Source organism: Pseudoduganella rivuli (assembly GCF_009674485.1).
In the GTDB taxonomy this organism is placed as follows: domain Bacteria; phylum Pseudomonadota; class Gammaproteobacteria; order Burkholderiales; family Burkholderiaceae_D; genus Rugamonas; species Rugamonas rivuli_B.
The window spans coordinates 198,788-217,984 of the sequence record NZ_WKJJ01000018.1 but is presented as its reverse complement, the minus strand read 5'-3'; the positions used below and the strand labels follow the sequence as shown (position 1 = coordinate 217,984).

13 protein-coding genes are annotated in these 19,197 nt (G+C 63.6%); 5 read left to right on the top strand and 8 right to left on the bottom strand.

From position 1 onward, the window contains the following. A partial coding sequence (locus GJ700_RS26195) for a transposase (protein WP_154379529.1) occupies window positions 1–113 on the top strand: 113 nt, incomplete at its 5' end. Between the two features lie 31 nt (window positions 114–144). On the opposite strand, the gene mnmH is transcribed toward GJ700_RS26195, so the two are convergent. Both mnmH and GJ700_RS26185 read right to left on the bottom strand, forming a co-directional pair. Next, window positions 145–1,197 carry a tRNA 2-selenouridine(34) synthase MnmH gene (gene mnmH, locus GJ700_RS26190; protein ID WP_154379527.1) on the bottom strand — a complete coding sequence of 351 codons (1,053 nt, stop codon included), beginning with the start codon at window positions 1,195–1,197 and terminating at the stop codon, window positions 145–147. A 7-nt stretch (window positions 1,198–1,204) separates the two neighbouring features. Further along, on the bottom strand, window positions 1,205–1,852 hold the full coding sequence (locus GJ700_RS26185) for an arylesterase (RefSeq protein ID WP_154379525.1): 648 nt from the start codon (window positions 1,850–1,852) through the stop codon (window positions 1,205–1,207). On the opposite strand from GJ700_RS26185, the gene GJ700_RS26180 reads away from it, so the two are divergent. Next, window positions 1,851–2,558 carry an ABC transporter ATP-binding protein gene (locus tag GJ700_RS26180; RefSeq protein ID WP_154379523.1) on the top strand — a complete coding sequence of 236 codons (708 nt, stop codon included), beginning with the start codon at window positions 1,851–1,853 and terminating at the stop codon, window positions 2,556–2,558. The genes GJ700_RS26185 and GJ700_RS26180 overlap by 2 nt on opposite strands. Window positions 2,559–2,637: 79 nt before the next feature. Here GJ700_RS26180 and GJ700_RS26175 read toward each other — a convergent pair whose 3' ends face one another. Continuing rightward, window positions 2,638–4,152, bottom strand: coding sequence for an NAD(P)H-hydrate dehydratase (locus GJ700_RS26175; protein WP_154379521.1), 1,515 nt, complete (start codon window positions 4,150–4,152; stop codon window positions 2,638–2,640). Between the two features lie 47 nt (window positions 4,153–4,199). On the opposite strand from GJ700_RS26175, the gene GJ700_RS26170 reads away from it, so the two are divergent. Next, window positions 4,200–7,862, top strand: a complete 3,663-nt coding sequence (locus tag GJ700_RS26170) for a hydantoinase B/oxoprolinase family protein (protein WP_371868128.1) — start codon at window positions 4,200–4,202, stop codon at window positions 7,860–7,862. Between the two features lie 46 nt (window positions 7,863–7,908). On the opposite strand, the gene GJ700_RS26165 is transcribed toward GJ700_RS26170, so the two are convergent. Then, entirely contained in the window at window positions 7,909–9,546 is a 1,638-nt protein-coding gene (locus GJ700_RS26165) for a tetratricopeptide repeat protein (RefSeq protein WP_154379517.1), read from the bottom strand. Beyond that, window positions 9,546–11,222, bottom strand: coding sequence for a tetratricopeptide repeat-containing response regulator (locus GJ700_RS26160; RefSeq protein ID WP_154379515.1), 1,677 nt, complete (start codon window positions 11,220–11,222; stop codon window positions 9,546–9,548). Before GJ700_RS26160 ends, GJ700_RS26165 begins: the two co-directional genes overlap by 1 nt. A 375-nt stretch (window positions 11,223–11,597) precedes the next feature. On the opposite strand from GJ700_RS26160, the gene purL reads away from it, so the two are divergent. After that, window positions 11,598–15,638, top strand: a complete 4,041-nt coding sequence (gene purL / locus GJ700_RS26155; protein ID WP_154379513.1) for a phosphoribosylformylglycinamidine synthase — start codon at window positions 11,598–11,600, stop codon at window positions 15,636–15,638. 115 nt (window positions 15,639–15,753) lie between these two features. Continuing rightward, window positions 15,754–17,016: a lysophospholipid transporter LplT gene (gene lplT / locus GJ700_RS26150; RefSeq protein WP_154379511.1), complete on the top strand. Its 1,263-nt coding sequence runs from the start codon at window positions 15,754–15,756 to the stop codon at window positions 17,014–17,016. Window positions 17,017–17,064: 48 nt separating this feature from the next. On the opposite strand, the gene GJ700_RS26145 is transcribed toward lplT, so the two are convergent. From GJ700_RS26145 to GJ700_RS26135, 3 genes are all read right to left on the bottom strand, one after another. Next, window positions 17,065–17,250: a 4-oxalocrotonate tautomerase gene (locus tag GJ700_RS26145; protein ID WP_154379509.1), complete on the bottom strand. Its 186-nt coding sequence runs from the start codon at window positions 17,248–17,250 to the stop codon at window positions 17,065–17,067. 24 nt (window positions 17,251–17,274) lie between these two features. Further along, window positions 17,275–18,054, bottom strand: coding sequence for a class II aldolase/adducin family protein (locus GJ700_RS26140; RefSeq protein ID WP_154379507.1), 780 nt, complete (start codon window positions 18,052–18,054; stop codon window positions 17,275–17,277). 73 nt (window positions 18,055–18,127) lie between these two features. Then, the gene (locus tag GJ700_RS26135) at window positions 18,128–19,189 is read right to left on the bottom strand and encodes an MORN repeat-containing protein (protein ID WP_195764018.1); all 1,062 of its coding nucleotides are present in this window, start codon (window positions 19,187–19,189) and stop codon (window positions 18,128–18,130) included. Window positions 19,190–19,197: the final 8 nt, after the last annotated feature.

Genomic DNA, 19,197 nt, shown 5'->3' with positions numbered 1-19,197 from the left:
AGCTCGAGGGCATCAACAACAAGATAAAGGTAATGAAACGGATGGCCTATGGCTATCGCGACTCGGAATTCTTCTTCCTGAAGATCAAAGCAGCGTTTCCCGGCAATCCGTGAAGAACCTTTTTTTTACGCGCGGAGCGTTGATTCAGGCGTGCAGCGACAGCGCCGCGTTGCGGAAGTCTTCAGGCGCGATGCCCGGCAGGTCGAGTACCTGGGCCTGCGCCAGCTGCGGGAAATTGCGGTGAATGGAGCGCAGGTAGGCGGGGTCGTAATGGTCGGCCAGCAGCGCGTCGACCAGCTCCGCCATGCGGCCTTCATTGGCCAGCGCTTGCCAGGCGCCGATCTTCTCCTTGCCGTGCAGGCTGGTCAGATAACCCAGCTGCTCGTTCAGCGCCTGCGCATCCTGCGTGAAGTGAGCGTAGTCTTCCATCAGTAATTGCACCCGGTGCGGGCGCGACAACTGCAGCGCAATGCAGGGCGATGCCCGCATGCGGTCGATCAGCGCCGCCGGCACGCGCAACTCGCCCACCTTCTTGCTCTCGGATTCCACAAACACCGGGCGGCTGGGATCGAAGCGGCGCAAGCGGTCCCAGATGGCGCTTTCAAACATTTTCTGCGTCGGCTGCGGATGGCTGGGGATACGGCCCAGCACGGAGCCGCGGTGCGCCGCCAGCTGTTCCAGGTCCAGCACCTGTGCACCCACGGTTTCCAGGGTTTGCAGCAGGCGGCTCTTGCCGCTGCCGGTGGTGCCGCACACCACGCGCAAATCCAGCGGCGGGACTTGTTCCAGCGCGGCCGCCACATAATGGCGGTAGTCCTTGTAACCGCCATCGAGCTGCACCACGGGCCAGCCGACTTTCGCCAGGATGTGGGCCATGGAACCGCTGCGGTTGCCGCCACGCCAGCAATAAATCAACGGCCGCCACTCGCGCGGCTTGTCTTGCCACAGTGTTTCCAGGTGCTTGCCGATATTGCGCGCCACGATGGCCGCGCCGATTTTCTTTGCTTCGAACGCACCCACCTGTTTATAGGTGGTGCCGACCAGCACCCGCTCCGCATCGTCCAGCACGGGGCAATTGATGGCGCCCGGCAAATGGTCCAGTGCGTATTCGGACGGGCTGCGCGCATCGATGATCGCGTCGAACTGGTCCAGCTGGCCGACGATGTCGTCGAACTTCAGTAACTCGGGATATTTCATGTGGTGCTTATTTCGCTTTCAGCAGCGGCTGCAAATGGGGCCAGATATTGCCCAGGATAATGGGATGTGCCTTGGCCAGCGGATGCAGGCGGTCCGGCTGGAACAGGTCGGTCTTGTCGGCCACGCCGTCGAGCATGAACGGCGCCAGCGGCGTTTTCACGTCGCGGCTCAACGTGCCGAACATGGCGAAGAATTTTTCCGCGTAGTCGCGGCCATAGTTCGGCGGCATGCGCATGCCCACCAGCAGCACCTTGGCGCCGGCGCCCCGCGCCTGGTCGACCATCGCGCGCAGGTTGGCTTCGGCGGCCGCCACCGGCAGGCCGCGCAAGCCGTCATTGGCGCCCAGTTCGATGACGACGACATCCGGCTGGTGCTTCTTTAACAGCGCCGGCAGGCGGGTGCGCCCGCCACTGGTGGTTTCACCGCTGACGCTGGCGTTGACGATTTCCGCATCCAGCTTTTGCTGCCTGATCTTGTCGCCCAGCAGGGCAACCCAGCCCGTGCCGGCGGCCAGCCCATATTCGGCAGACAGGCTGTCGCCCACCACCAGGACTTTTTTTGGTGCAGAATGAGCGCTCGGGGCCATGCCCAGGCACAGCACGACAAACAGCGGCAGCCACAACGACCGGCGCATACGACGAATGAATTCCAACATGCCTGACTTTCCCAATTCGAAAAATGGTGACTACACCAGCCCCCGCGCGGCGATCGCCGTGACCGGCCTCGGCAAAACCGTGGCCGATGCCAGCGGGGAACTGACTATATTGCACAGCGTGGATTTTACCGTGCAACACGGGGAAACGGTCGCCATTGTCGGGGCATCCGGCAGTGGCAAGTCCACGCTATTGGGTTTGCTGGCCGGCCTCGACACGCCCACCGCCGGCCGCGTGTTGCTCGACGGCTGCGATATCTATGCCCTCGACGAAGATGGCCGCGCCGCGCTGCGCAAGGCCAAGCTGGGGTTCGTGTTCCAGAATTTCCAGTTGCTGGCGCATTTGACGGCGCTGGAAAACGTCATGTTGCCGCTGGAACTGGCGGGCGATCCGGCGGCAAAGGCGAAGGCGCAAGCCATGCTGGCGCGGGTGGGGCTGTCATCGCGGCTGCGCCATTATCCGAAATTCCTGTCCGGCGGCGAGCAGCAGCGGGTCGCGCTGGCGCGCGCCTTCGTGGGCGAGCCGCCGTTGCTGTTTGCCGATGAACCGACCGGCAGCCTGGATGCGGCGACAGGGGAGGCGGTGATCGGGTTGATGTTCGAGCTGAACCGGGAAAAGGGATCGACCCTGGTGCTGGTGACGCATGATCCCGCCGTGGCGGCGCGGTGTGGAAGGGCGTTGACGATCGCTGCGGGGCGGCTCGCTTAGACTTCGGCGGGCTGCGTGCATGGCGGCTTTGCCCTTGGCAAAACCGCCCTGCGGGGCATAGCCTGTGGCCATTTCGGGCTCAGCGGCCGTGCATGTGCACCATGCGGTTCAGGGCGGTGCGGATTGCCGGGATCAGTTCGCTGGCGGTCACGCCGATCGGGCCCAGTCCTTCCGTTACCAGCACGTCGGCCGCCATGCCGTGCAGCCACACGGACGATAACGCCGCTTCCCACGCGGGCCATCCTTGCGCCAGCAAGCTGCCGCACAGGCCCGCCAGCACGTCGCCCGTGCCGGCCGTGGCCAGCGCGGGATTGCCCGTGGTATTGACCACGGTATGGCCATCCGGCTTTGCCAGCACGGTGCCGGACCCTTTCAATACCACCATGGCGCGCAAGCGCGCCGCCAGGTCGCGCGCCATGCCGGGGCGGTTGCATTGCACCGCTTGCGCCGAGATGCCCAACAGCCGCGCAGCTTCCAGCGGGTGCGGCGTGATGACGGTCGGCGCGGCCCGTTCCGCCACGGTGGCCTGTAACGCATTGTCTTCCGCCAGCAAGTTCAGCGCATCGGCGTCGAGCAGCAGGGGCGCGGTGCTGCGCACGGCCCGCGCCAGCGCCGCGCGGCTGTCCTCACTGGCGCCCAGCCCGGGGCCGGCCACCACCACGGCGCCCTCCATCTCGAATTCCTGCGCACGGCGCAGCATCAATTCCGGCTGCGTGCTGTCGTAAGCGGGCGGTACATCGATATGGCATGCATACACGCGGCCGGCGCCCGACATCAGCGCGGCCCGCGCGGCCAGCGTGATGGCGCCGCCCATGCCGGGCGCGCCGCCAATCACGGCGACGTTGCCATAGCTGCCCTTGTGCGTGTTGTGGCGGCGCTTGGCCAGGTGGCGCGCGAAAAATTTCACGTCATTCAAATGGCAGCGCGTGGACGGATACAGCGCCGCATCGATATCGAGCCGCGCCACCTGCACGTCGCCCGCGTAATCGCGCCCGGCGCACGTGTACAGGCCGGCCTTGTCCGCGATATACGTGATGGTATGCGTGGCTTGCACGGCCACGCCGTCCGGACCCACGATGGCGCCGGTATCCGCATCGAGCCCGCTGGGCACGTCGAGCGCGAAGCGGTTGCATGGCAGCGCATTGACGGCTTCCACCAGCGCGCGCATGTCGCCTTCGATGGCGCGCGCCAAGCCGATGCCGAACAGGCCGTCGATCACCAGGTTCCAGTCGTGCTGCGCCAGCGTTTCCGGCGCCAGCCGTTCGAATTTCGCCGTGCTGCCCCGGGCGCGCTGCAAGGCCGCTTCCCGTTCGGGACTGCAATGGCCGCCTGCATCCTCGCAGCCGTAATGCTGGACGCTCACTTGGGCGCCGGCGAACGCGAGGTGGGCCGCCACTTCCAGCGCATCGCCGCCATTGTTGCCGGGACCGGCCAGCACCAGCACCCTGGCGCGGCTGGTGGAAAACGGCAGCATGTCCAGCGCCGCATTGGCCGCCGCCTGGCCCGCCCGCTGCATCAATGCACCGGCCGGTAAACGCTGCGCCGCAGCATACTCGATGGCGCGGATTTCAGCGACGCTATACAGTGGATTCATGTAATGGTTTCCTGTATGTGGGTGTGTCATTTTAACGCCAAATACACATGGCGGATCGACATGCCGGCGCACTACAATATGCCCTTCAACATTCCCTAGGGGAGCACATGGACTGGCAATTCTGGATCGACCGCGGCGGCACGTTTACCGACATCGTTGCGCGGATGCCTGACGGCAAACTGCGCACGCATAAGCTGTTGTCCGAGAATCCTGAACAGTACCGCGACGCCGCCATTGCCGGCATCCGCCATTTGCTGGGCGTGGCGGCCGGCGAACCGGTGCCGGCCGGCCGCATCGAAGCGGTGAAAATGGGCACCACGGTAGCCACCAACGCGCTGCTGGAGCGCAAGGGCGAACCCACGGTGCTGGCCATCACGCGCGGCTTCCGCGATGCGCTGCGGATCGCCTACCAGAACCGTCCCCGGCTGTTTGAGCGGCACATCGTGCTGCCGGAATTGCTGTATTCCCGCGTGGTGGAAATCGATGAGCGCATCGGCGCGCACGGCGAGCTGGTGACGCCGCTCGATGAGCAGACTGCGCGCGCCGGGCTGCAAGCCGCGTTCGACAGCGGCATGCGCTCGCTGGCCATTGCCTTCATGCACGGCTACCGTCACACGGCGCATGAAGCCCGCGTGGCCGGGATCGCGCGCGACATCGGCTTTACACAAATTTCCGTGTCCCATCTGGTCAGTCCCATGATGAAACTGGTGGCGCGCGGCGACACCACGGTGGTGGACGCCTACCTGTCGCCCATCCTGCGCCGCTATGTCGACCAGGTGGCCAGCGAATTGCCGGGCCTGAACTTGCAATTCATGCAATCCAATGGCGGCCTGGCCGATGCCCGCGCTTTCCAGGGCAAGGATTCCATCCTCAGCGGTCCGGCCGGCGGCATCGTCGGCATGGTGCGGGCCAGCCGCCTGGCGGGCTTTGACAAGATCATCGGCTTCGACATGGGCGGCACGTCGACCGACGTGTCGCATTATTCCGGTGAATTCGAGCGGGTGTTTGAAACGCAAGTGGCCGGCGTGCGGATGCGCGCACCCATGATGAGCATCCATACGGTGGCGGCCGGTGGCGGCTCGATCCTGCATTTCGACGGCAGCCGTTTCCGCGTGGGCCCCGACAGTGCGGGCGCGAACCCCGGCCCGGCCAGTTACCGCCGCGGCGGCCCGCTGGCCGTCACGGATTGCAATGTCATGCTGGGCAAGATCCAGCCGGAACACTTCCCGAAACTGTTCGGCGCGGACGGCAAACAAATGCTGGACCGCGATGAAGTCAAGCGGCGTTTCGCGGCCATGGCCGCCGACATCCATGCCGCCACCGGCAAGCCGATCGGCGCCGACGAAGTGGCGGCGGGCTTTATAGAAATCGCTGTCGGCAACATGGCCAACGCCATCAAGCAGATTTCCGTGCAGCGCGGCCACGACGTCACCGAATACACGCTGACCAGCTTTGGCGGCGCGGGCGGCCAGCACGCGTGCCTGGTGGCCGATGCCCTGGGCATGAAGACCGTGTTCATCCATTCGCTGGCGGGCGTGCTGTCGGCCTATGGCATGGGGCTGGCGGACCAGGCCGCGATGCGCGAACAGGCGCTGGAAATCCGCATGGAGCAGGGCGTCGAATCACCATTGCGGGCCCGCCTCGATGCGCTGGGCCAGGAGGCGCGCGGCGAATTGCTGCGCCAGGGCGTGGCGGACGAACGCATCGCGCTGATCGACCGCGTGCACTTGCGCTATGAAGGGACGGATTCCGCGCTGATCGTGCTGTTCGGCAGCCTGGGTGACATGCAGGCCCAGTTCGAGGCGGCGTACCGCAAGCGCTTTTCGTTCCTGATGCCGCACAAGGCGCTGGTCATCGAAGCCGTGTCGGTCGAGGCGGTCGGCGCATCGGACGCGCCGCCGCCAGCCACGCCGGAACAGGCGCCGCGCGACGGTGGCCTGCGCGCGCATGGCGTGGTGCGCATGTACGGCGCGGGAAAATGGCGCGATGCGCCGTTGTACCGCCGCGACGACACGCGCATTGGCGACGTCATCGACGGTCCCGCGATCATCGCGGAAGCCAATGCGACCACCGTGGTGGAGCCGGGCTGGCAGGCGCAGGTCACGCCGCAAGACCACCTGGTGCTGCGCCGCGTGTTGCCGCTGCCGGAACGGCGCGCCATCGGCACCACGGCCGATCCCGTCATGCTGGAAGTGTTCAACAACCTGTTCATGTCGATTGCCGAGCAAATGGGTCTGCGGCTGCAAAACACGGCATATTCCGTCAACATCAAGGAGCGCCTGGATTTCTCGTGCGCGATCTTCGATGCGGACGGCAACCTGATCGCCAATGCGCCGCATATGCCGGTGCACCTGGGCTCCATGGGTGAAAGCATCAAGACCGTCATGAGGGAAAATGCAGGCAGGATGGCGCCGGGCGATGTCTACATGCTGAACGACCCGTACAACGGCGGCACCCACTTGCCGGATGTGACGGTGATTACCCCCGTGTTCGACGAGGCCGGCCAGTCCATCCTGTTCTACGTGGGATCGCGCGGCCACCACGCGGACATCGGCGGCACCACACCCGGCTCGATGCCGCCGGATTCGCGCAGCATCGAAGACGAAGGTGTGCTGATCGACAATTTCAAGCTGGTCGACGGCGCCGAGGGTGGTCGTTTGCGCGACGTAGAAGCCCGCGCGCTGCTGGCCGGCGCCAAATGGCCTGCCCGCAATCCTGACCAGAACATGGCGGACTTGCGCGCGCAGATTGCCGCCAACCAGAAGGGCGTCGATGAATTGCGCAAGATGGTCGCGCATTTCGGCCTCGACGTGGTGCAGGCATACATGCGCCACGTGCAGGATAACGCGGAAGAGGCCGTGCGCCGCGTGATCAGCGCGCTGCACGACGGCCACTTCACTTTGCCACTCGATAACGGCGCGCAAATCCAGGTGGCGGTGCGGGTGGACCGCGCAGGCCGCAGCGCGGAAATCGACTTTACCGGCACGTCGCCGCAACTGGACAACAATTTCAACGCGCCATCGGCGGTCTGCATGGCGGCCGTGCTGTATGTGTTCCGCACGCTGGTCGATGACGACATCCCCCTGAACGCGGGCTGCCTGAAGCCGTTGAACGTCATCATTCCATCCGGCTCGATGCTCAATCCCCATTACCCGGCGTCGGTGGTGTCGGGCAACGTCGAGACGTCGACCTGCATCACCAATGCGCTGTATGGCGCGCTGGGCGTGCTGGCGGCGTCGCAGGGCACGATGAACAATTTCACGTTCGGTAACGCGCGCTACCAGTATTACGAAACCATCAGCGGCGGTTCCGGCGCCGGCGACGGGTTCGACGGCACCTCCGTGGTACAGACCAATATGACCAATTCACGCCTGACCGACCCGGAAGTGCTGGAATTCCGCTTCCCCGTGCGGCTGGACAGCTATGAAATCCGCGATGGTTCCGGTGGCAAGGGGTGCTGGCAGGGCGGCAATGGCGGCACCCGTAAAATGCGCTTCCTCGAACCGATGACGGCGGCGATCCTGTCGAACAACCGGTTATATGCGCCATTCGGCATGGCCGGCGGCGGGGAGGGCGACAAGGGGCGCAACTACGTGTTGCGCAGCGATGGTTCCGTCGAGCAGCTGGGGCATATCGGCAAGACGGAAATGGGTGTGGGCGACGTGTTTGTGGTGGAAACGCCGGGCGGTGGCGGTTACGGCATGGCGTAACAATGGTGTGGCGCCGCGGCGGGAATATGCCGCCGCGGCGCGCGTATTACGCGGTGGTGGAAATCCCGTACTTGCGCTGCGTACCCGAATACTGCTGCACCAGCCGGTCGAATTCCTCGTTGTCCCCATCCATCCGTCCCAGCCGCTGCAACAGCACGCCAGCCTGTTCGCCGGTGCCGGCTTCCCAGCCCAGTTCGTCGAGCTGGCGCACCATGGCGCCGATCGTCGCGTACAGCACGGGCAGATTGTTCGGCGCCTTGCGCAGCGCCAGACTGAGGGTGGACACGGCGGATTTGTGGTCGCCCTGTTCCATCTGGCTGGCGGCGCTGTCCAGCAATTCGCCCACCTGCAGGTTGACGGTTTCGCCGACGCCGCGCGCCAGGTCGTGGCGGCCCGCCTTTTCAAACACGCCCACCGCGTCTTCCAGCGACAGCGCATCGTTGTCGTCATTCATCATGCCGATCACGACGCCGGCCGCATCCTTGTCCAGCTTGTATTGCAGGCACGAATCCACCAGCCCCAGCCGGATACGGCGCGACAGGCCGCGCGCGCCATAGACGGCCGCGACTGCTGCGTTCAATTCCGAGATGGCGGCGTTGCCGTTGCCCATGCTTTCCAGCAGCAGGGCGGATGAAATCGCGCGGCACGCTTCCAGGTTGTCGTTGCCCCGCAGCGAACGCTCCAGGTCGCGGATCACGCCGCCCGCCTGGTTCGGATCGCCCTTCTTGATCAGGGCTTTCACCAGGTTGACGTGGTCTTCCGGATCGCGGAATTCCGAATACTTGGCCTTGGCCACCACTTGCTTGAATGCTTTTTCCGATACGGCAGGGTCGCCCGCGTCATATGCCACCGTGCCCAGGTGGCGCAGGCGGTGCACCATGTGCGGCGAAATCGCGACGGCTTCTTCCAGCACGCGCTTGGCCTGGGCCGGCTGGCCCAGCGCCTCGTGCGTGCGGGCCAGCAAGTCGTAGGCGGCCATGAATTTCGGGTTCTGGCTGATCAATTTATCCAGGGTCAGCACGGCCTCATCGTAGCGTCCGGTGCCGAACTGGCAGCGCGCCAGGCCCAGGTGCGCCCAGCCGATCGGACGGCCAGCCAGGATCGTGTGGTAAATCAGTTCCGCTTCCGCCAGTTCGCCCAGGCTGAAATGCAAGTCCGCGCGCAGACGGCCAAATTCCGTGGCCAGGCGCGGGTGGCTGCCTTCGCCGGCGCGGGTGGCGGCAATCGCTTCGCGCACCATGCCCTGGTCCAGCAACTGGTAGACGGGGGTAAAAGCCGTGCGGCGGCCGATGGCGCGGGCGATCCGCTGCATCAGGATTTCCAGCGTAAACGGCTTGAGGATGTAATCGTTGGGCGCCAGTTCGGCCGCGCTGACCACCTTGCTGTACGCCCCTTCGGACGTCAGCATGAAAAAGATCGACCAGCGGGACAGGATGTCGTGCAGGCGCAAGTCTTCCAGCAATTGCTGGCCATCCTGTCCGCCGTCGCCGACACCGCCGGACAAGTCGTATTCGCACAAAATGATGTCGTATTGCTTCTTGCTGATCTGGCGGATCGCCGTGCCGGCCGACAGGGCGTCGTCGACACGGACAATACCAGCCTGGTTCAGCATGCCGCGCAGGTTGGTGCGCATGGCCTGGCTGGGGTCGATCAATAAGACGGATAATTCTGCGTAATCCTGCATCAGCGGCTTTCAACATGGGCTGGCTGCTGCGGCGGGGCCGCGGTAGCCGGGGGAGCAACATTGTACTTCTGGCGGGCCGCCTGGTATTGGGCGATCAGGCCGGCCAGCAACGGGTGGGAAGGATTGTCTTCGCGCATGCGCTTGAGCAAGCCCGCGGCCTGGGCGGCCAGGGGACCGTCCCAGCCAAGGTCGGTGATCTGGCGCAGCATGGCGGTGGACGCCACCGCCCACAGCCCGGTATTGTCGGGACGGCGGCGCAGCGCTTCCTGCATGACGGCCACGGCGCCTTTGAGATCGCCGGAACGGGATTTTTCCGCCGCCTTACGCACCATCGCATCCACTTCGGAATCGACTTTCTTGCCATAGCGTTCGGCCAGGTCGGTCCGTCCGGCCTTTTCACACAGGGCCACCACTTGCGCATCCGTGATGCCGCTGCTGGCGTCGGCCGTCAACGCCGAGAACACGGCATTGGCCTGGTCGTCCATCTGGTTCGACATCAGCGATTGCGCCAGGCCCAGTTTCAGGCTGTTCGACACGCGCGCCTCGCCCAGCGCCGCCAGCGCCGTCGTCAGTTCGGCCACGGCGCCTTCCGCGTTGCCATTCATTTCCTGCACCAGCGCCGCGGAGAACGCGCGGCACACGTCCACGTTCGGACTGGCGCGCAGCGACCGTTCCATGTCGCGCACCACGCCCGCCGCGCCATTGGCGTCGCCCTTGGTGACCAAGGTGCGCACCAGGTTCAAATGGTCTTCCGGATCGCGGAATTCCGAGTATTTGGCTTTCGCCACCACTTGTTTGTAGGCTTTTTCCGCGCCTTCGACGTCACCGGTCGCCAGCGCCACTTCGCCCAGGTTGCGCAGGCGGCCCACCATGTTGGGGGAAATCGCAATCGCATCCTGCAGCACGTGCTTGGCCGCTTCGTCATTGCCCTGGGCGCGGTGCACCTTGGACAGCAAATCGTAGGCCGCCATGAAGCGCGGGTTGGATGCGATCAGCGCTTCCAGTCCCGCCTGGGCTTCCGAATGGCGTTTCAACAAGTGCATGCAGCGCGCCTGGCCCAGCTGGGCCCAGCCGATCTGCTTGGTTTGCAGCACGGACGCATAGGCCAGTTCGGCCGCAGCGATCTGGCCGATCGATTGCAGCAATTCCGCACGCAGGCGGGCAAAATCGGCCGCGTAGCGGGGCTGGGCGGTTTCGGCGGCCAGGCAGGCCGTGATGGCTTCCTTGATCTTGCCCTGACCGATCTGCTGGTACACGGGCAGGAAGACGGCGCGCCGTTCCAGCGCCTTGCCGAAGCGCTGCGACAGCGTTTCAACGGTGAACGGCTTGAGGATGTAATCCGTGGGCAGCAACTCGGCCGCGCCGATCACGCGGCCATACACGCCTTCGGACGTCAGCATGATGAAGATGGTCCACTGCGCGATGACTTTATTGTTACGCAAGTCTTCCAGCAGTTGCTGGCCATCCTGTCCGGAATCACCGGACCCGCTGCCAAGGTCGTATTCGCAGAGGATCACATCGTATGACTTCTTACTGAGCTGGCGGATCGCCGTACCGGCGCTGACGGCGTCGTCCACCTTGGTGATGTACAGCATGCTCAGCATGTTGTGCAGACTGGCGCGCATACCCTGGTTGGGGTCGACGATCAGGATCGACAAATTGCTATAGTCTGGCATAGTTTTCTCTCGTGAAGGAATCTTGCAAAACCTGCGCATCCGACAGTTTTTACAAGTTCCCAAGCCTGGCTAAGTTGCGGGCGGGCATCAGGAAACTTTGCTCCAGCATACTCTAAGGATAGGCAAAAATGCAGGGCTTGCAGCTTTTTCGGCACGGGCCGGCGCGACTTTAGGGTGGCGGGGGTAAAAAATGTTGCTTTGCGGGCACGATGGTGTGTCAGACAAGCAATTTCGTGTACAGGGTGTCACTGGCTTGCCCTGTCCGGAGAGGGGTGAAAAAGGTATAATGCCGGGCAACGGATTTTAAGCTTCACAGATTTCATTGTTTCCTCTTTATTATCCGCGGCCACAAGTCGCCTAACCACGTCCCCCACCATGCTGATTTTGCCGGGTTCCAACGCCCTGTCCGCCTTCCGCAGCCAACGCCTCCTCAACCAACTGCAAGCCGTCCTGCCCGCCGTCACCGGTGTGCAAGCGCGCTACCTGCACTTCATCGATGCCGTCTCGGTCTCCGAAGACGATACCCGCCGCCTGCAAGGCTTGCTGACGTATGGCGAACCGGCGCACGCCGAACACCACGACAGCCCTGTCGAAGAATTCGTCGTGATTCCGCGCTTCGGCACCATTTCGCCGTGGGCATCGAAAGCCACCGATATTGTGCACAACTGCGGCATGGCGCATATCCACCGCGTCGAGCGCGGCATTGCGTTCCGTGTCCACCTGAAAGCGGGTTTCCTCGGCACCGGTATCGGCGCGGGCAAGATGTCGGCCGAGCAGGCGGAACAGGTTGCCGCGCTGTTGCATGACCGCATGACGGAATCCGTGCTGCGCCACGCCGACGAAGCCGCCGGCCTGTTCGGCGCACTGGAAGCGCGTCCGCTGGAATCCATCGACGTGATCGGCGCCGGCCGCATGGCGCTGGAAAAAGCCAACACCGACCTGGGCCTGGCATTGTCCGACGACGAGATCGATTACCTGCTGGACGCCTTCACCAAGGCACAGCGTAATCCGACCGACGTGGAATTGATGATGTTTGCGCAGGCGAACAGCGAACATTGCCGCCACAAGATCTTCAATGCGGACTGGACTATCGACGGCGTTGCGCAAGACAAGTCGCTGTTCAAGATGATCAAGAACACCCACGAAAAGCAGCCGAAAGGCACCATCGTGGCGTACAGCGACAACTCGTCGATCATGGAAGGTTCGGAAGTCACGCGCTTCTTCCCGCGCGGCGAAGGCCATGAATATGGCGCGTCGTCCGAGCTGATCCACACGCTGATGAAAGTGGAAACGCACAACCACCCGACCGCGATTTCGCCGTTCCCTGGCGCGTCCACCGGCGCCGGTGGTGAAATCCGTGACGAAGGCGCGACCGGCCGTGGCGCGAAGCCGAAAGCCGGCCTGACGGGCTTCACGGTCTCGAACCTGATGCTGCCGGGCGCAGTCCAGCCATGGGAAAACGCGCAAGCCGTGACGGCGCCCGTCGGCGGCCGTGGCAACGCGCCCGTATACGGCAAGCCGGACCGCATCGCGTCGCCATTGCAGATCATGATCGACGGCCCGCTGGGCGGCGCCGCGTTCTCGAACGAATTCGGCCGTCCGGTGCTGGGCGGTTACTTCCGTACCTATGAACAAAACGTCGGCAAGCCGTACGCCGGCGCGCACGACACCGTGTATGGCTACCACAAGCCGATCATGATTGCCGGCGGTATCGGCAATATTTCGGCCAAGCACACGCACAAGAACGACATCCCGGTCGGTTCGCTGCTGATTCAGCTGGGCGGCCCCGGCATGCGCATCGGCATGGCCGGCGCGGCGGCGTCGTCGATGGCGACCGGCACCAACACGGCGGACCTGGACTTCGACTCGGTGCAGCGCGGCAACCCGGAAATGGAACGCCGTGCGCAGGAAGTCATCAACGGCTGCTGGCAGCTGGAAGAGCAGAACCCGATCATTTCCATCCACGACGTGGGTGCGGGCGGCCTGTCCAACGCGTTCCCGGAAATCACCAACGACGCCAAGCGCGGCGCGATCTTCGATTTGCGCAAGGTGCCGCTGGAAGAATCCGGCATGTCGCCGAAAGAAATCTGGTCCAACGAATCGCAGGAACGCTACGTGCTGGCGATTGCGCCGGACAGCTTGCCGGTATTCCAGGCCCTGTGCGAACGCGAGCGCTGCCCGTTCGCCGTGGTGGGCGTGGCGACCGAAGAGCGCCAGCTGAAGCTGGTGGACAATGAGCTGGGCAATGCGCCGGTCGACATGCCGATGGACGTGTTGCTGGGCAAACCGCCGAAAATGCACCGCGACGTGCACCACGTGCAAAACGATTACCCGGCGCTGGACTTGACGGGTGTGGCGCTGGACGACGCCGCCAAGCGCGTGCTGCTACTGCCGACCGTGGCCGACAAATCGTTCCTGATCACGATTGGCGACCGTTCCGTGGGCGGCATGTCCGTGCGCGACCAGATGGTCGGCCCATGGCAGGTGCCGGTGGCCGATTGCGCCGTGACGACCCTGAGCTATGAAGGCTATGTGGGCGAAGCGATGGCGATGGGCGAGCGTACGCCGCTGGCCGTGATCGATGCGCCGGCCTCGGGCCGCATGGCGGTCGGTGAAACCATCACCAACCTGGCGGCAGCCCCGATCGACGATATTTCCAACATCAAGCTGTCGGCCAACTGGATGGCGGCCTGCGGCCAGCCCGGCCAGGATGCGGCGCTGTTCGACACCGTGAAAGCGGTCGGTATGGAACTGTGCCCGGACCTGGGCATCTCGATCCCGGTCGGCAAGGATTCGCTGTCGATGCGCACCACGTGGAAAGACGACGGCGAAGCCAAAGCCGTGACGTCGCCGGTGTCGCTGATCGTCTCCGGCTTTGCGCAAGTGTATGACGTACGCAAAACGCTGACGCCGCAACTGCGTACCGACCTGGGCGACACGTCGCTGATCCTGATCGACCTGGGCCGCGGCAAGAACCGCATGGGCGCGTCCAGCCTGGCGCAGGTGCTGGGTCAGCTGGGCAACACCAGCCCGGACGTGGACAGCGCGGAAGACTTGAAAGGCTTCTTCGCGGCGATCCAGAAACTCAACAAGGATGGCAAGCTGCTGGCGTACCACGACCGTTCCGACGGCGGCCTGTACGCGACCCTGGTGGAAATGGCGTTTGCCGGCCGTGCCGGCGTGTCCGTCAACCTGGACATCCTGACCCTGGAAGAGGGGCATGGCGCCGACCACGGCGACGCCAAGAACTGGACGGCGCAGGTGGGCGAACGCCGCAACGACCAGACCCTGCGCGCGCTGTTCAATGAAGAACTGGGCGCCGTGATCCAGGTTCGCGCGTCCGAGAAATCCGACGTGATGGACGTGCTGCGTACCTTCAACCTGGGCGCGTGCAGCCACATCATCGGCAAGCTGAACGACCGTGGCCTGGTGGAATTTACCCGCGACGCGAAAATCATTTACGCGCAACCGCGCGCCGAACTGCACCGCCTGTGGAGCGAAACGTCGTGGCGCATTTCGCGCATGCGTGAAAACCCGGCCACGGCCGATGCCGAATACGACCGCCTGCTGGACGAACAGGACCCGGGCATGACGCCGAAAGTCACGTTCGACCTGGCGGAGAATGTCGCCGCGCCATTCCTGGCCACGGGCGTGCGTCCACGCGTGGCGATCCTGCGCGAGCAGGGCGTCAACTCGCACATCGAGACCGCGTGGGTCATGCACCAGGCCGGCTTCACCGCGATCGACGTGCACATGAGTGATTTGATCGCCGGCCGCGTCAAGCTGGCCGACTTCCAGGGCTTGATCGCCGTGGGCGGTTTCTCGTACGGCGACGTGCTGGGCGCGGGCGAAGGCTGGGCCAAGTCCATCCTGTTCAACCCGGCCATGTCGGACCAGTTCGCGGCATTTTTCGCCCGTACCGACACGTTCGGCCTGGGCGTCTGCAACGGCTGCCAGATGATGAGCAACCTGAAATCCATCATTCCTGGCGCCCACGCCTGGCCGAAGTTCACGACGAACAAGTCGGAGAAATTCGAAGCGCGCTTCTCGATGGTGGAAGTGCTGGATTCGCCGTCGATCTTCTTCCAGGGCATGGCCGGCACGCAAACGCCGATCGCCATCGCGCACGGCGAAGGCTTTGCGGACTTCTCGCAAACCGGCAATATCGGCGAAGCCATTGCCGCGCTGCGCTTCGTCGACAACCGTGGCGCCGCCACCGAAGTCTATCCATTCAACCCGAACGGTTCGCCGCAGGGCTTGACGTCGGTAACCACGGCCGACGGCCGCTTCACGGTCATGATGCCGCACGCGGAACGCGTATTCCGCACGGTGCAGAACTCGTGGCATCCGGACGGCTGGGGCGAGGACTCGCCGTGGATGCGCATGTTCCGTAACGCGCGCAAGTTCATCGGCTAACACCGGTAACGCGTCGGTAAATTAAGCCGGGCAAGTGGGATGACCACTTGCCCGGTTTGTTTTCAAGCATGCATTCATGGTATAAAGCACGCCTGTTCGGCTTTGCGAAATACCAATGAATCGTGGCTTTTATACCATCATGGCGGCGCAGTTCTTTTCGTCGCTGGCCGACAATGCACTGCTGTTTGTCGCGATCGACATGCTGACCCGGCTGAACAGCCCGGCGTACATGTCGCCCATGCTGAAGCAATCGTTCGTCCTGTTTTACATCGTGCTGGCCGCGTTTGTCGGCGCGTTTTCCGACGCCATGCCGAAGGGCCGCGTGATGTTCATCGCGAACCTGATCAAGATTTCCGGCTGCGGGCTGCTGTTTTGCGGCGCCTATCCGGTGCTGGCGTACGCGGTGGTGGGCTTTGGCGCGGCCGTGTATTCGCCCGCGAAATACGGCATCCTGACGGAATTGCTGCCGGCGGAACAGTTGGTGCCGGCCAATGGCTGGATCGAAGGCTTGACCGTGATGTCGATTATCCTCGGCACGGTGATGGGCGGCTGGCTGGTCAGCCAGCGCGCGGCGGATTTGCTGCTGGGGCTGGATCTCCCGCTGTGGCAAACCGGCATCGATACCGCATCGGAAGCGGCGCTGTGCGTCACGGCTTGCCTGTATATCGCCGCGGCGCTGTTCAACCTGTTTATTCCCGACACGGGCGCCCGCTACAGCCGCCAGGCGCTCAACCCGCTGCGCTTGCTGGCGGATTTCAACAGCAGCGTGCGTATCCTGTGGCGCGACAAGCTGGGCCAGGTGTCGCTGGCCGTGACGACGCTGTTCTGGGGCGCCGGCGCGACCCTGCAATTCATCGTGCTGAAGTGGGCGGAAAAGTCGCTGCACATGCCCTACGACCGCGCCACGCGGCTGGTGGGGATTGTCGCCATCGGCATGGCGGCCGGCGCCGTGCTGTCGGCGCGCATGGTGCGGCTGAAGGATACGTTGAAGGTGCTCCCGTTCGGTATCGCGATGGGCTTGATCGTCATGGTGATGCCGTGGGTGCAGAGCGTGTCGCTGGCGTATCCGCTGCTGATCCTGATCGGCGCGCTGTCCGGTTTCTTTGTGGTGCCGATGAATGCGCTGTTGCAGCACCGCGGCCACGTGCTGATGAGCGCGGGCAGTTCGATCGCGGTACAGAACTTCAATGAAAATATTTCTATCCTCGCCATGCTGGCCATGTATGCGCTGATGCTGAGCCTGAACCTCGACCTGGATGTGATCATCGTGCTGTTCGGGCTGTTCGTGGCCGGCATCATGGTGCTGATTACGTTGCGCCATGCGGCCAACCAGCGCCAGTTCGATGCGGTGGCGCTGATCGGCGAAGGCGGGCACTAAAGCAAGAAGCCGGCGCACAGGCCGGCTTCTTTATGTGTGGGATTGGATTTACTGGTCAGACCACAGCTTGCCGCCGGTGGCCCAGTGCTCGCGCTTGACTTCATGGATCAGCACGTCGACGGATTCCGGCGTGGAACCCAGGGTTTTCACGGTGGCTTCCGTGATGGCCTTGACGAATTCGCGCTTTTGCTCCGGCGTGCGGCCTTCGAACAGTTGAACGTTGATGGTTGGCATGTTTTTCTCCTGAATATTCGATGATCAAGTGCGATATTGGGGGCTGGCGGCATCCAGGCGGCGCAGCAGCGATGGCCATTCCAGCGCGCCTTCGGGCGAACCGTCGCCCACCAGTTGCAGATGGGCTTTCAGGCACACGGCTTCCGATGGCTGGCGCAGCGGCACCACGGCCGCCTGGGCGCGCAGTTGCACGTCGCACGCGCGGTCCAGCGTCTCCATCAGCACGAAGGCTTCGGCAATGGTGCGGCCGGCAGTCAGGCTGCCGTGATTGCGCAGCAACATCGCATGGCGGTTGCCGAGGTTTTGCGTCAGGCGCTGCTGTTCGTCTTCCGTCATGGCGATGCCTTCGTAATCGTGGTACGCCAGTTCGCCGTAAAAGCGCAGCGCGTACGGCGACAGCGGCTGCAAGCCGGTTTCCTGCACGCCGACGGCAATGCCGGACAGGTTATGCAGGTGCATCACGCAGGCCACGTCCGGGCGCGCCTTGTGCACGGCGGCGTGCAGGCGGAAACCGGATTGGTTGACCGTGTATTGCGACGGGCCGACGATCTGGCCGTCGCTGTCCACCTTGACGAGGTTCGACGCCTTGACTTCATTGAAGCGCATGCCGAACGGGTTGATCAGGTAGTGGCCCGGTTCGCCGGGCACCGCGGCCGAGATATGCGTATAAATACCGTCATCCCAGCCGTACAGCGCGCATAACTGATAGCACGCGGCGAGGTCGACGCGGGTTTGCCATTCGGCGGGAGTGGTGATGGCGGAGCGGGCCAGGGCCGCCTGGCCGGGTGTCGAGAGTCTGTCCATGACGCCAGATTAGCAGCCGGCATGGCGCACGTTATATCGTGGCCCGCATGAACATTATTGCCATCCGGGCTGGTCACTCGGGCGGCAGCAAATTCAGGGAAAGCGGGAAGCGCATGGCGCAAGGCTGGTCAGCGCAACGGGCCGGCGTATATTTACTCAACAATAATATCTTGCCGACGAATTCGGCAATGTTCAAATCCGGCGTACGCCGTATCGCCACGGACTGCGGCGCACCGTGTTCATCCACCAGGACGTCCAGCGACAAGATCCCTTCACTATGCAACTTCGCGTGGGCGGCGGAAATGATCTTGAACATTTCAGCCGTTCCTTTGACTGGATAGGGTGGCGCGTCATCACTTTGCAGGATAGCGAACCGGCTGCGCACGATTTGCTGGTGTTCCGGCGACAGATCCAGATAACCCTTGTTAAACGGGACCGCCGAATCGCGCGCGATCGCATTGAAGCGGTACATGGACGCCGGGTCCTGCAAATGGTGGCCACGTGGTTTTTCCGGCTGGATAGGCGCCCCCGCAGGCAGGCCGCGCTCGAATCGCACCGCGCGTGTTATGCCGTTGGGGTAGGTGACAGTGCCACTGCCGTGCATCTGGCCATCCTGCCATTCGCCCGTATAGCTGCCACCTGTGGCATAAACCATCGTCCCATGCCCGTCAGGGCCGCTGTCACCCCAATTACCCGTATAGGTGTTCCCGGAAATAAATCCCGCCGACACGGGCGCGGTGATTTGTCCACGTTCGAATATCGCATCCACCGCGAATTCATTTTCGCGCTCGATGCGGATATTGCCATGGAGATTTCCGTTCGCAAAATTCCCTCGGTAAACTGTACCGTCCGAATGCCGTGCCACTCCTTCACCATGTCGCCGCCCGCGGAGTAAACCGCCTTCATAACTCGAACCGTCTTTATCTTTCACACGCCAAAGCAACGTGCCATTGCCGTGCGCATAACCGTCCTTGCAGGCGCCACTCCAGGTGACGGATTCATTCGCAACCGGATGTGGATTAAGAATCCGGCAATCAGGCTTGCCGATATATTGCTCCGAGGACGACAATGTTTCCGCGCAAGTGGAATTAACGAAACACGAGGCAATCAATGCGATGGGCAATGCACGGAGCATAGCTATTC